This is a genomic window from Halochromatium sp. (assembly GCF_046541315.1).
Classification (GTDB): domain Bacteria; phylum Pseudomonadota; class Gammaproteobacteria; order Chromatiales; family Chromatiaceae; genus Lamprobacter.
Genome location: NZ_JBKHDN010000002.1, coordinates 44,075 through 58,413 on the forward strand (window position 1 = coordinate 44,075; position 14,339 = coordinate 58,413).

General features: G+C 66.1%; 9 protein-coding genes. 8 read left to right on the forward strand and 1 reads right to left on the reverse strand.

Going from position 1 to position 14,339, the window contains the following annotated elements; all coding sequences use genetic code 11:
- The first annotated feature begins 248 nt into the window (after positions 1-248).
- The gene (gene nifJ, locus ACLFQI_RS00560) at positions 249-3,836 is read left to right on the forward strand and encodes a pyruvate:ferredoxin (flavodoxin) oxidoreductase (RefSeq protein ID WP_410756845.1); all 3,588 of its coding nucleotides are present in this window, start codon (positions 249-251) and stop codon (positions 3,834-3,836) included.
- 83 nt (positions 3,837-3,919) lie between these two features.
- Complete coding sequence (locus ACLFQI_RS00565; RefSeq protein ID WP_410756846.1) at positions 3,920-4,936, forward strand: dihydroorotate dehydrogenase-like protein; 1,017 nt, start codon at positions 3,920-3,922, stop codon at positions 4,934-4,936.
- Positions 4,937-5,072: 136 nt separating this feature from the next.
- Here ACLFQI_RS00565 and ACLFQI_RS00570 read toward each other — a convergent pair whose 3' ends face one another.
- A complete protein-coding gene (locus ACLFQI_RS00570; protein WP_410756847.1) occupies positions 5,073-5,843 on the reverse strand; it encodes a spermidine synthase in 771 nt (256 codons plus the stop codon).
- 218 nt (positions 5,844-6,061) lie between these two features.
- Between ACLFQI_RS00570 and phbB the strand changes: the two genes are divergently transcribed.
- The 6 genes from phbB (at position 6,062) to ACLFQI_RS00600 (ending at position 14,255) form a co-directional block, all read left to right on the forward strand.
- Positions 6,062-6,784, forward strand: coding sequence for an acetoacetyl-CoA reductase (gene phbB / locus ACLFQI_RS00575; RefSeq protein WP_410756848.1), 723 nt, complete (start codon positions 6,062-6,064; stop codon positions 6,782-6,784).
- A 39-nt stretch (positions 6,785-6,823) separates the two neighbouring features.
- The gene (locus ACLFQI_RS00580; protein WP_410756849.1) at positions 6,824-8,551 is read left to right on the forward strand and encodes a proline--tRNA ligase; all 1,728 of its coding nucleotides are present in this window, start codon (positions 6,824-6,826) and stop codon (positions 8,549-8,551) included.
- 104 nt (positions 8,552-8,655) lie between these two features.
- Positions 8,656-9,171 carry a 3-hydroxyacyl-[acyl-carrier-protein] dehydratase FabA gene (gene fabA / locus ACLFQI_RS00585; RefSeq protein ID WP_410756850.1) on the forward strand — a complete coding sequence of 172 codons (516 nt, stop codon included), beginning with the start codon at positions 8,656-8,658 and terminating at the stop codon, positions 9,169-9,171.
- Positions 9,172-9,255: 84 nt separating this feature from the next.
- Entirely contained in the window at positions 9,256-12,114 is a 2,859-nt protein-coding gene (uvrA, locus tag ACLFQI_RS00590; protein ID WP_410756851.1) for an excinuclease ABC subunit UvrA, read from the forward strand.
- A 130-nt stretch (positions 12,115-12,244) separates the two neighbouring features.
- Positions 12,245-13,120, forward strand: coding sequence for a TauD/TfdA family dioxygenase (locus tag ACLFQI_RS00595; RefSeq protein ID WP_410756852.1), 876 nt, complete (start codon positions 12,245-12,247; stop codon positions 13,118-13,120).
- 94 nt (positions 13,121-13,214) lie between these two features.
- A complete protein-coding gene (locus ACLFQI_RS00600) occupies positions 13,215-14,255 on the forward strand; it encodes a DUF4236 domain-containing protein (RefSeq protein ID WP_410756853.1) in 1,041 nt (346 codons plus the stop codon).
- Positions 14,256-14,339 lie beyond the last annotated feature (84 nt).

Here is a 14,339-nt window from a genome sequence, read left to right on the forward strand (position 1 = left end):
CACTTCAGGAGTAACCGTCTCGATTTCCTGACCCGGATCATGTGAGAGGTGAATTCCTGGTCGTTCTTGAACCGAGATCAGCCGGCGACGGCAAGAATCTCGTTATAGTTTCACCGAGTTCTCCGTCTCCGACCGAACCGGCGTCCGGATCGTCAAAGAGACGTCGCCAAGGTCTGCTGAGAGACCGCCCCGGCGGCTCACAGGCTCCTCGGTCGGAGCGCCCATCATCCATCCAACGTGGTAACACGATGTCGCAACAGCACATGGTCACCGTCGACGGCAACGAAGCCGCCGCCTACGTCGCACATTTGACCAACGAGGTCATCGCCATCTATCCGATCACGCCCTCCTCCAACATGGGCGAGTGGGCGGACGAATGGTCCTCGTTGGGGGTCAAGAATCTCTGGGGCACGGTCCCTAGTGTCATCGAAATGCAGAGTGAAGCCGGCGCTGCCGGCGCCATCCATGGCGCGCTCCAGGCGGGGTCCCTGTCGACCACCTTCACCGCCTCGCAGGGTCTGCTGCTGATGATCCCGAACATGTACAAGATCGCCGGCGAGCTGACCCCGGCGGTGTTCCATGTCTCGGCGCGCTCGCTGGCCGCCCAGGGCCTGTCGATCTTCGGCGATCACTCCGACGTCATGGCCTGCCGCGCCACCGGCTATGCGATGTTCTGCTCCGGCTCGGTACAGGAGGTCATGGACTTCGCCTTGATCGCGCAGGCCTCGACGCTCGAATCGCGGGTGCCCTTCCTGCACTTCTTCGACGGCTTCCGCAGCTCGCACGAGGTCAACAAGATCGCCAAGCTCTCGCACGAGCAGATCCGCACGATGATCGACGAGGATCTGGTCAAGGCCCATCGCGAGCGGGCGATGAATCCGGATCATCCGATCATCCGCGGCACCAGCCAGAACCCGGATGTCTACTTCCAGGGCCGCGAGACGGTGAATCCGTACTACGCCGCAGTGCCGGAGATCGTGCAGAAGCGCATGGATCAGCTCGCCGAGCTGACCGGACGCCAGTACAAGCTGTTCGAGTACGTCGGCGCCGAGGATGCCGAACGGGTCATCCTGTTGATGGGCTCCAGCATTGGCGCCGCGCAGGAAGCGGTCGAACACCTCGCCGCCCAGGGCGAGAAGGTCGGCCTGATCAAGGTCCGGCTGTTCCGACCGTTCAGCAAGGCGCATCTGCTCGAGGCCCTGCCGGTCACGGTCAAGACCCTCGGCGTACTCGATCGCTGCAAGGAGCCGGGCTCCAATGGCGAGCCCCTCTATCTGGACGTGGTCACGGCGCTCGCCGAGGCGGTCGGCGAGGGCAGCATGGCGACCCTGCCGCGCATCGTCGGCGGGCGCTATGGGCTCTCATCGAAGGAGTTCACGCCGGCGATGGTGAAGCGGGTGTTCGACGAGCTGGCCAAGGACAAGCCGAAGAACAAGTTCACCCTCGGCATCATCGATGACGTCAGCCACACGAGCCTGGACTGGGACCCGAGCTTCAAGCCTGCGGGCGAAGGCGTCACCGAGTGCGTCTTCTACGGGCTCGGCTCCGACGGCACCGTCTCGGCGAACAAGAACTCGATCAAGATCATCGCCGAGGAGACGCCGAACTTCGGCCAGGGCTACTTCGAGTACGATTCCAAGAAGGCCGGCGCGGTGACCATCTCGCACCTGCGCTTCGGTCCCAACCCGATCAACAGCACCTATCTGATCGGTGACGGCGAGGCCAGTTTCGTCGCCTGCCATCAGCCGACCTTCCTGACCCGTTACGACATGCTCGCCAAGGCCAAGGACGGCGCGACCTTCCTGCTCAATTCGCCGACCCCGGCGGATCGGGTCTGGGACGATCTGCCGAAGTCGATGCAGCAGCAGATCATCGACAAGGGCATCGCATTCTATGTGGTCGACGCCTACGACATCGCCGAGAAGACCGGCATGGGGCGGCGCATCAACACCATCATGCAGACCTGCTTCTTCGCCATCTCCGGCATCCTGCCGAAGGACGAGGCGATCGCCAAGATCAAGGACGCGGTGAAGAAGACCTACGGCAAGAAGGGCCAGCGCCTGCTCGATCGCAACTACGCCGCCATCGATGCCACGCTCGAAGGGCTGCACCAGGTTCAGATCCCGGGCGCCGTCAGCAGCCCGTTCGAGCGCCCGCCGGTGGTCCCTGCCGACGCGCCGGATTTCGTCCAGCGCGTCACCGCCACCCTGATCGCGAACAAGGGCAACAGCCTACCGGTGAGCCTGATGCCGGCCGATGGCACCTGGCCGACCGGCACCACCCGCTACGAGAAGCGCAACATCGCCCTCGAACTGCCGCAGTGGGAAGACGACCTCTGCACCCAGTGCGGCAAGTGCCCGCTGGTCTGCCCGCACGCGGCGATCCGCTCCAAGGTGTTCCCCGAGGAAGCGCTCGCGCAAGCGCCCGAGGGCTTCCAGAGCGCCAAACTCAAGGGCAAGGATTTCCCCGAGGGCTACCGCATCAGCTATCAGATCGCGCCCGACGATTGCACCGGCTGCGGCCTCTGTGTCGAGGTCTGCCCGATCCGCGACCGCAAGGACCCGAGCCGCAAGGCGCTCAACATGCGTCCGGCCGAGGAGCGTCACGACCTCGAGGTGCCACGCTGGGACTTCTTCCTGTCATTGCCGGAATACGACCGCACCAAGCTCGACGCCAGCAAGATCAAGCACGCGATGATGCTGCAGCCGCTGTTCGAGTTCTCCGGCGCCTGCGTCGGCTGCGGCGAGACGCCCTACATCAAGCTCGCCACCCAGCTGTTCGGCGATCGCATGCTGATGGGCAACGCCACCGGCTGTTCGTCGATCTACGGCGGCAACCTGCCGACCACGCCTTACACGACCAACCCCGATGGCCGCGGCCCGACCTGGAACAACTCGCTGTTCGAGGACACCGCCGAGTTCGGCCTCGGCCTGCGTCTGGCGGTGGACAAGCAGACCGATCAGGCCCGCGAATACGTCGCCCTGCTCGCCGACAAGATCGGCACCGACCTGGCGGACGGGCTGCTCAAGGCCGATCAGAGCACCGAAGCCGGCATCTTCGAGCAACGCCAACGCGTCGCCGCGCTCAAGGACAAGCTCGCCGGGATGGACAGCCGCGAGGCCAAGGTCCTGCTCAGCGTCTGCGAGAACCTGGTCAAGCGCAGCGTCTGGATCGTCGGCGGTGACGGCTGGGCCTACGACATCGGCTACGGCGGCGTCGACCACGTCCTCTCGACCGGGCGCGATGTCAATCTGCTGGTGCTCGACACCGAGGTCTACTCCAACACCGGCGGCCAGACCTCGAAGGCGACGCCGATGGGCGCGGTGGCCAAGTTCGCGGCCGGCGGCAAGCCGACCTTCAAGAAGGATCTGGCGATGATGGCGATGGCCTACGAGAACGTCTATGTGGCCCAGATCGCCTTCGGCGCCAAGGACGTGCAGACCATTCGCGCCTTCCTCGAGGCCGAGTCCTATCCCGGTCCCTCGGTGTTGATCTGCTACTCGCCCTGCATCGCGCACGGCGTCGACATGTCGAACAACCTGCGCCAGCAGGATATGGCGGTGAACTCCGGTCACTGGCCGCTGTTCCGCTATGATCCGCGCAAGATCGCGCAAGGCGAGAATCCGCTGCACATGGACAGCAAGGCGCCGAGCATCCCGTATCGGGACTATCTGGCCAGCGAGACCCGCTTCAGCGTGCTCAACCGCACCCATCCGGATGACGCCGAGCGCTTCCTGAAGCTGGCGCAGAAGCACGTCGAGAGCAAGTACTCGCTCTATGAGCAGCTGGCCCATCTGGCCTGGCAGAAGGCGGAGAAGCCCGCAAGCGCCGAGTGAGACCTTAACAGCCGTCAGCGCGCGAGGGGCCAAGCCCCTCGCGGCGCACTCGCCCGACTCAGACCTTCGCCCCGGAGATCCCCATGGACCTGACCACCAACTACCTCGGCTTCGAACTCAAGAACCCGATCGTCCCCTCTTCCTCGCCCCTGTCCAAGAGCATCGCGCAAGCGAAGGAACTCGAGGATCAGGGCGCCTCGGCGCTGATCATGTACTCGCTGTTCGAGGAGGCCGTGACCACCGAGACCGAGACCATGAATCGGTTCCTGCATCAGCAGGACACCGGCTTCGCCGAGATCGGCGAGGGCTTCATCCCGGACTGGAACGACTTCAGTACCGGCCTCGATAATTACCTCGACAATCTGCGCAAGCTGAAAGAGGCGCTCGATATCCCGATCATCGCCAGCCTCAACGGCGTCACCCCGGGCGGCTGGATCGAGCACGCCAAGGAACTCGAGCAGGCCGGCGCCGACGCGCTCGAACTCAACGTCTACTATATCGCCGCCGATATCGATCTGGATGGCAGCCAGGTCGAAGAGCGTTATCTCGAGATCCTGCGTCTGCTCAAGAGCCAGATCGGCATCCCGATCAATATGAAGCTGTCGCCGAGCTTCAGCTCGGTCGGCAACATGGTGCGACGCCTGGCCGAGGCCGGCGCCGATGGCGTGTCGCTGTTCAACCGCTTCTATCAGCCCGACATCAATATCGACAGCCTGCGCCTGCAGCCGAGCCTGCATCCCTCGACCTCGGCCGAGGCGCTGCTGGCGATGCGTTGGATCGCGATCCTCTACGGCCGTATCGATGGGCTGTCGCTCGGCGCCACCGGCGGCATCCATACCGCAGACGATGCCATCAAGCTGCTGCTCGCCGGCACCGATGCGGTGCATCTGTGCAGCACGCTGCTGAAGAATGGCGCCCCCCAGATTGCGCGTATCCTCGATGGGATCACGCACTGGATGGACGAGCAGAGCTTCGAGTCGATCGCCGACATTCGCGGCCGCGTCAGCGCGCTGGCGGTGCCGAATCCGGTCGATTTCGAGCGCGCCAACTACGTCAACATCATCGACAGCTATAGCTTCTCGCCGGGCGTGCTGGTCTGAGAGGCCTGGAAGCCCGGCTCATGAGGCGGGACCGGCCCTGCCAGCGATCGCGCTTGCGCAGGGCCGAACAGGCGCAAGGCCGAGCGGCGGCACAGAGAGGCCGCGTGCGCATGCCAGCGATTGCCGCAAATCCCTCTCAAACCACATCGTGATCCTCGAGCCGAAAGCCCAATAGCTCAAGAATCAGCCCCGTCACCGCGCCACCGAGCATCCCGCCCAAGGCGCCGGATGGGACCTCGCGCAACACCTGATCGATCACCGAACGCTCGCCGCCGAACAGCATCGGCGTCGTCATCCCCGCCATCAGCCAGACGGCGGCGCCGATCACCGAGGCGATCAGCCCGGCGACCAGGGGCGCGGCCAGGCTATCCGGCAACCAGCCGTGACAGGCCTGCACGATCCAGTGTTCATTGAGCTGGAACAGCGTGCCGACCATCGCCACCACGCCGGCGGCCATCACGAACGAACCAACCGGCGTCCCCAGGGTGGTCAACACCAACACCAGCGCCAAGCCGGCGCCGAAACCGGCAAGCATCCCGGTCAGGGTCTCGGCCAGGGGGCGGGCGTTCTGGCGGCCGGTCCAGGCAAAAAAGGCGCCGGCGGCGATCCCGGTCCCGGCCGCTAACAGCGTGATCGCCGCCAGCTCGATCCTCTGGCCGGAGATCACCAGATAGCCGATCGACGCCAACACCCCGGAGGTCGCCCCCACCAGGGCCAAGGGCATGGCGCTGTAGAACGCGGCCGTGGTCATTGCCGCAGCCACGGCGCCGAACACCAGCGGCTGCCAACCGCCGAGCCCGAGCAGCACCAGGACCTGGTGCAGGCCGATGAACAAACCGCCGAACAAGGCCCCGGCCAGGCTCCACACCAACAGCGATACGATGATCGCGATCACGCGTTCTTTCAAGGCGATTACCCCTCCAAGCTTGTCCTCATTGTTCTTCCCGTCATTCTAGCCGGCTCAAGCGTCCGCGTCGCCGCGAAACGCGGTCGAGGTCTGCGTTACTATGTCGCCAGCGCGGCGATCGATCCGGATGGCCGATTCTCCGGCTCAGCCGGTGACCGATCGCAACGCGGCATAAAAACAATCGACCAAAGACGAGAGCGAGAGAGAGAGACCATCCCATGGCAAGAACAGCATTGGTGACCGGCGGCACCCGTGGCATCGGCGAGGCGATCTGCATCGCGCTCAAGGCGGCCGGCTATCAGGTCGCGGCCAATTATGGCGGCAATGATCAGGCCGCCAAGACCTTTAGCGACCACACCGGCCTTCCGGCCTACAAGTTCGATGTCGCCGATTTCGACGCCGTCGGCGCGGGCATCCAGCGCATCGAGCAGGATCTTGGCCCCATCGACATCCTCGTCAACAACGCCGGCATTACCCGCGACGGCACCCTGCATCGGATGCGCCCCGAGCAGTGGCAGCAGGTGATCGACACCAACCTGGGCTCTTGCTTCAACTGCGCGCGCGCGGTCATCGAGGGCATGCGCGCGCGGGCCTTCGGGCGCATCGTCAACATCGGCTCGATCAACGGCCAGGCCGGCCAATACGGCCAGGTCAACTACGCCGCGGCCAAGTCCGGCATCCATGGCTTCACCAAGGCGCTGGCCCAAGAGGGCGCGGCCAAGGGCATCACCGTCAACGCCGTCGCCCCCGGCTATGTGGATACCGAGATGGTGCGCGCGGTGCCGGCCAATGTGCTGGAGAAGATCATCGCGGGCATCCCGGTCGGCCGCCTTGGCCAGCCCGAGGACATCGCGCGCGCGGTGCTGTTTCTCGTCGCCGACGAGGCCGGCTTCATCACCGGCACCACGCTGTCGGTCAATGGCGGCCAGCACATGTATTGAGATAGACTTCGACATTTTGTTCATAGAGTCCCGCCGCCCATGCGTACCTCAGAATTTCCGCTGAACACCGTCAAGGAAACGCCGGCCGACGCCGAGATCGCCAGTCACCGGCTGATGCTCCGCGCCGGCATGATCCGCAAGCTTGCGGCGGGACTCTACACCTGGCTGCCGCTCGGCTTGCGCGTGCTGCGCAAGGTCGAGCGCATCGTGCGCGAGGAGATGGATCGCGCCGGTGCCCTGGAGGTCTCGATGCCGGCGGTGCAACCGGCCGAGCTGTGGCAGGAATCGGGGCGTTGGGAGCACTATGGTCCCGAGCTATTGCGCCTCAGGGACCGCCACCAGCGCGAGTTCTGCTTCGGCCCGACGCACGAGGAGATCATCACCGAACTCGCGCGCAACGAGCTGCGCAGCTACAAGCAATTGCCGATCAATTATTATCAAATCCAGACCAAATTCCGCGACGAGATCCGTCCGCGCTTCGGCGTCATGCGCGCGCGCGAATTCCTGATGAAGGATGCCTACTCCTTCCATGTCGACCAAGACTCGCTCGCGCAGACCTACGAGGCGATGTATCAGGCCTACAGCCGCATCTTTCGTCGCTGCGGACTCGACTTCCGCGCCGTGCAGGCCGATACCGGCGCCATCGGCGGCAACGCCTCGCATGAGTTCCATGTCCTCGCCGACTCCGGCGAGGATGCGATCGCCTTCTCGACCGGCAGCGACTACGCCGCCAATGTCGAGCTGGCCGAGGCGGTCGGACTCGACGCCAGCGCACCGGCGCCCGGCGAGGAGCGGCGTCTGGTCGACACCCCCAACGCCAAGACCATCGCCGATCTGGTCGCAGGCTTCGGCCAACCGATCGAGCGCACGGTCAAGACCCTGGTCGTCGCCGGCGCCGATTCGGAGACCGGCGCGGAGCGGGGACTGGTCGCGCTGTTGGTGCGCGGCGACCACGAACTCAATCCGGTCAAGGCCGAGAAGCTGCCCCAGGTCCTGGCGCCACTGCGCATGGCCAGCGAGGACGAGATCCGCGCCGCGGTCGGCGCCGGTCCCGGCTCGCTCGGGCCGAAGGATCTGCCCCTGCCCTGCATCGCCGATCGCAGCGTTGCCGCTACCGCCGACTTCAGCGCCGGCGCCAACCAGGACGGCAAGCACTGGTTCGGCCTCAACTGGGGCCGCGATCTCCCGACGCCCGCGGTCGCCGACCTGCGCAGCGTGGTCGAGGGCGACCCCAGCCCGGACGGCCAAGGCACCTTGACGATCGCACGCGGTATCGAGGTCGGTCACATCTTCCAGCTCGGGCGCAAGTACAGCGAGGCGATGAAGGCCGTGGTGCTCGACGAGTCCGGCAAGGCCGTGACCATGACCATGGGCTGCTACGGCATCGGCGTCTCGCGCGTGGTCGCCGCCGCTATCGAGCAGCACCACGACGAGCGCGGCATCCGCTGGCCGGCCAGCATCGCGCCGTTCGAGGTCGCGCTGCTGCCGATGAAGCTCGGCAAATCGTTTCGCGTGCGCGCGGCCGTCGACGACCTCTATGAACGCCTGCGGGCGGTCGGCATCGAGGTCCTGCTCGACGATCGCGACGTCCGCCCCGGCTTCATGTTCGCCGACATGGAACTGATCGGCATTCCCCATCGCGTCGTCATCGGCGATCAGCACCTCGATGACGGCCAGGTCGAATACAAGGGCCGGCGCGATACCGAGATGCAGCTGATCGCGCTCGACGAGATCGTTCCCTTCCTCGAACGCGCGTTGGCCCGCTGACTACGAATCGGCCGCGCCGTTGGCTGCATAGCGCCCTGCCCCACTGAACACGCAGCGTTTATTTCACGGCAATCTCGCCCACCGAGACGGAATCCAGACCAAGAATGAGTAGAACCGAATCCTTCGATCGCGAGCAGCTGCTCGCCTGCGGCTATGGCGAGATGTTCGGGCCCGGCAACGCCCAACTGCCGGTGCCGAACATGCTGATGATGGACCGCGTGACGCGCATCGCCGACTATGGCGGCGAGTACGGCAAGGGCGAGATCATCGCCGAACTCGACATCAAACCGGAACTCTGGTTCTTCGGCTGCCACTTCCCCGGCGATCCGGTGATGCCGGGCTGTCTCGGGCTCGACGCCATGTGGCAGATCGTCGGTTTCTATCTGGCCTGGGTCGGCAACCCCGGCCACGGCCGCGCGCTCGGCGTCGGCGAGGTCAAGTTCACCGGCCAAGTGCTGCCCAGCGCCGAGAAGGTCACCTACCGCGTCTGTATGAAGCGGGTCATCTCGCGCAAGCTGGTCCTCGGCATCGGCGATGGCACCATGGATGTCGACGGCCGGGTGATCTACACCGCCAAGGATCTGCGCGTCGGTCTGTTCACCTCCACCGAGGGGTTCTGAGCGAGCGGCGCGCTCGACGAGTCCGACCGCCACGGATGCGCCAGCGCATATCACCAGCCCCCACGATCAAGCAGGACCAACGCTTTGCTGCCGGGCAGCCCATCGGTCGAGCAGATCCGCATTCGCGGCGCGCGCACCCATAACCTGAAGAACATCGATGTCGATCTGCCACGCAATCGGCTGGTGGTGATCACCGGGCTGTCCGGCTCCGGCAAGTCGTCGCTCGCCTTCGACACCCTCTATGCCGAGGGTCAGCGCCGCTACGTCGAATCGCTGTCCGCCTATGCCCGGCAGTTCCTGTCGATGATGGACAAGCCGGATGTCGATCACATCGAGGGGCTGTCGCCGGCGATCTCGATCGAGCAGAAGACCACCTCGCACAACCCGCGTTCGACCGTCGGCACCATCACCGAGATCCACGACTATCTGCGTCTGCTGTTCGCGCGCGTCGGCATCCCGCACTGCCCGACCCATGCCGAGCCGCTGGCGGCGCAGACGGTCAGCCAGATGGTCGATCAGATCCTGGCGCTGCCCGAGGGCGAGCGGCTGATGCTGCTCGCGCCGGTGGTGGTCGAGCGCAAGGGCGATCAGCAGTCCCTGTTCGCCGAGCTGAATGCCCAAGGCTTCGTCCGCGCTCGCGTCGATGGTGAACTCTGCGAGTTGGACAGCCCGCCGCCGCTGGACGCCAAGCGCAAGCACAGCATCGAGGTGGTGGTCGACCGCTTCCGCGTCCGCGCCGACCTGCAGCTGCGCCTGGCCGAATCGATCGAGACCGCGCTAGCCCTCTCCAAGGGTCTGCTGCGGGTGGCCTGGATGGACCCAGACGCGGCTGGCCAAGAACGCCCGCCGCTGACCTTCTCGGCCAACTATGCCTGTCCGCACTGCGGCTGGAGCCTGGCCGAGCTGGAACCGCGGCTGTTCTCGTTCAACAACCCGGCCGGCGCCTGCCCGACCTGCGACGGGCTTGGCGTCGAGCAGTTCTTCGATCCGGCCAAGGTGATCCGGCATCCGGAGCTGAGCCTGGCCGGCGGCGCCATTCGCGGCTGGGATCGGCGCAATGGCTATTATTTCCAGATGCTCGCCAGTGTCGCCGAGCATCTCGGCTTCGATCTCAAAGCAGCCTGGCACGATCTCCCCGAGCGGGTACAGCAGACCATCCTGTTCGGCAGCGGCAAGGAAAGGCTCAAGTTCAAACTGCCGCACGAGCGCGGCAGCGGCAAGCCGCGAGCCTTCGAGGGGATCATCCCGAACCTGGAGCGCCGCTATCGCGAGACCGACTCGGCGGCGGTGCGCGAGGAACTGGCCAAGGTCATCTCGGCGCGCCCCTGCCCGAGCTGCGCCGGTGGCCGGCTCAATGAGGCGGCGCGGCAGGTGCTGATCGACGGCCGCAACCTACCGGCCCTGTCCGCATTGCCAGTCGGCGAATCGCTGCGCTGGTTCGAGACGCTCCAACTGCCCGGCACGCGCGGCGAGATCGCCGCCAAGATCGTCCAGGAACTCACCCAGCGCCTGCGCTTCCTGGTCGATGTCGGGTTGGACTATCTCACGCTCGCGCGCAGCGCCGAGAGCCTCTCCGGCGGCGAGGCGCAGCGCATCCGGCTGGCCAGCCAGATCGGCGCCGGGCTGGTCGGCGTGATGTACATCCTCGACGAGCCCTCGATCGGCCTGCATCAGCGCGATAACGCCCGTCTGCTCGGCACCCTGACCCGGCTGCGCGATCTCGGCAACACGGTGATCGTGGTCGAGCACGATGAGGACGCCATCCGCAGCGCCGACCATGTGCTCGATCTCGGCCCCGGCGCCGGCGCCCATGGCGGCGAGATCGTCGCCCAAGGCACGGCGGAGGCGATCGCCGCCGAGCCGGCCTCGCTGACCGGACAGTATCTCAGCGGCACCCGGCGCATCGAGATCCCGAGCGAGCGGCGACCAGGGCGCGGCGAGCAGCCACTGATCATCCGCGGCGCCAGCGGCAACAATCTGCGCGCCATCGATGCCGCGATCCCGATCGGCACCTTCTGCGTGGTCACCGGCGTCTCCGGCTCCGGCAAGTCGACCCTGATCAACGACACCCTCTATCCGCTCGCCGCGCGCCTGCTCAACAACGCCTCGTTACAGCCCGCGCCGCATGCCGGCATCGAGGGCCTGGAGCAGTTCGACAAGGTGGTCGACATCGACCAGTCCGCGATCGGCCGCACCCCGCGCTCGAACCCGGCCACCTATACCGGGCTGTTCAACCTGATCCGCGATCTGTTCGCCGCCGTGCCCGAGGCGCGCGCACGCGGCTATGGGCCCGGCCGCTTCAGCTTCAACGTCAAGGGCGGACGTTGCGAGGCCTGCAAGGGCGACGGGTTGATCCGGGTCGAGATGCACTTCCTGCCCGATGTCTATGTGCAATGCGATGTCTGCCAGGGTCGGCGCTACAACCGCGAGACGTTGGAGATCCGCTACAAGGGCAAGACCATCGATGAAGTGCTGAGCCTGACGGTCGAGGACGCGCTCGCCTTCTTCGGGCCGGTGCAGGCGCTCCGCCGCAAGCTCAAGACGCTCGCCGACGTCGGTCTCGGCTACCTGCGCCTGGGCCAGGCCGCGACCACCCTCTCCGGCGGCGAGGCACAACGCGTCAAGCTCAGCCGCGAGCTGTCCAAGCGCGGCACCGGCCGCACCCTCTACATCCTCGACGAGCCGACCACCGGCCTGCACTTCGAGGACGTTCGGCATCTACTGCAAGTGCTGCACTGGCTGCGCGATGCCGGCAATACGGTGGTCGTCATCGAGCACAATCTGGACGTGATCAAGACCGCCGATTGGATCATCGACCTCGGCCCCGAGGGCGGCGACAAGGGCGGGCAGGTCATCGCCAGCGGGACCCCGGAGCAGATCGCCGCTTGCGAGGCGTCCTATACCGGGCAGTTCTTGAAGCCGTTGCTGGCGCGGGGTTGGTAGCCGCCGGCATGAGCCGATCAGCGTCACCGACAGGGAAACTCTTCCCCGGTTAGACTTACAGCAAGACGCGCTTCACAACAGAAGCAAACACCAAAAACAACACAAATCACGCCTTTCAGCCGTTTCAAAGATGTTGAACTCCCCATTCGATCTCGCCGACGACAACGCCTACCAACGCTGGCGCGAGCGCAAACTCGCCGCCGCCCCAACCCGACTTGAAGAACTGGTGGTCGAGATCGGCGACCCGCGTCAGCTCACCCCGGCCGAACAGCAAGCCATCCTCGAGCGTTGCCAGCGCGCCAACATGGCGATCTACATCGGCAAGACCGGCGACGATCCCGACAAGGCGATCCCGACCCGCCTCGGTGCCGCGTTTGGGCTGCAACGGCTCGACCACAATCGCGGCGCCGACGACGATGCCATCACCTCGCTGACGGTGCAGACCGACGCCCGCCATCGCGACTACATCCCCTATTCCAACCGCCCGATTGCTTGGCACACCGACGGCTACTACAACGCGCCCGAGCAGCGCATCGACAGCCTGCTGCTGCATTGCGTCCAGCCTGCCGAGCAGGGCGGCGCCAACGACCTGCTCGATCACGAGATCGCCTACATCCTGCTGCGCGATCAATCGCCGGAGTCGATCCGCGCGCTCATGCACCCCGAGTGCATGACCATCCCGGCGAGTTTCGTCGACGGCGAGCAGGTGCGTCCCGATCGAACCGGCCCGGTGTTCTCGGTCCGCGCCGACGGCCAGCTGCACATGCGCTACACCCATCGAGCACGCAATATCTCCTGGCGCGACGATCCGCCGACGCAGGAGGCCGTCGCGCGGCTGAAGGCGATCTTGCAGCGCGAGACTGATTGGCATCTGCGCGGCCGCCTGGAATCCGGTTGGGGACTGATCAGCAACAATGTCTTGCACACTCGCGCCGGCTTCAGCGATGGCGCGGTGCCGCGATTGCTCTATCGCCCGCGCTACTACGACCGGATTCAGGGCACCTGAGGTCCATGGCGCGGCGCCACAGAACGCCGAGACTGCGCTAGGCTTGCATCGCAACCAACCATCGTCATTGACCGCCCATCAGGGAGGAAACCTCATGGCCTTTCGCTTCTGGCGCCGCGTGCAGCTTTTCCCCGGCGTCACTCTGAATCTGAGCAAGACCAGCGCCTCGCTGTCGCTCGGTCCGCGTGGCGCCAAGTACACCATCGGCCCGCGCGGCACACGCGCCACGGTCGGCCTGCCCGGCACCGGGCTCTTCTACACGGTGCAGAATCCCGGGCGCGGCAAGTCCCGCTCCGCCACCGCGCGGCCGCAACCGGATCGGCCATCGGTGCCGGTGCGCGATCGACTCACGCTGGGCTTCTTCAAGCGCCTGATCACCCCCGCCGACGAGGCGGCCTTCATCGATGGGCTGCGGGCATTGCACGGCGACGACGAGGCCGAGGCACTGACCCAATTCGAGAAGGCGCCTGAGCAGGCGGACGCGCGTTGGATCGCCGGCCTGCTGCGCCTGAAGCGCGAGGAGCTTGACCTGGCCGAGGCGCACCTGCAGGCCGCGCTGGCGCAGGTCGAGGGGCTTGGCCGCCTGTACGCCAAGTACGGCATCCAGGCCACCACCCATCTGACGGTGACGCCGGAGGTGACCGCGCACATCGGCCCGCGCGAACGCGGCACGCGCTTGGCACTCGCCGAGCTGCATCAACTGCGCGGGGAGACGGCGCCCGCCCGGGCGCATCTGGAAGCGGTCCTAGCGCAGACGCCCGACGATGTGGTGGTCAAGGCCGCGCTCGCCGAACTGCTGCTCGAGGCCGAGCCATTGCCCCCGGAGACCGCCGATCGGATCGTGCATCTGGCCGCCGGGATCGAGAACGAAACGCCGGTGCATGCCGCCTTGCTGCTCTACAAGGGACGGGCGCTGCGGGCGCTCGGCCTGGACGAGGCGGCGGTGGCCACCTTCACCCAGGCCTATCGGCGCAAGCAGGATCGCCCCGAGGAACTGCTGCGCCAGATCCGCTATGAACGGGCCTTGGCCTATGCCGCCGTCGGCCGCCGCAGCGACAGCCGCCGCGAGCTGTCGGCGATCTACGCCGAAGACCCCGGCTTCGAGGATGTGGCAACGCGCTTGGGCGTGCGCTGAGCGCGCGCCGGGTCTTCTGGCGAGAATGCCCCCGGAGAGAACGCCCCGGAGAGAACGCCCCGGAGAGAACGCCCCGGAGAGAAT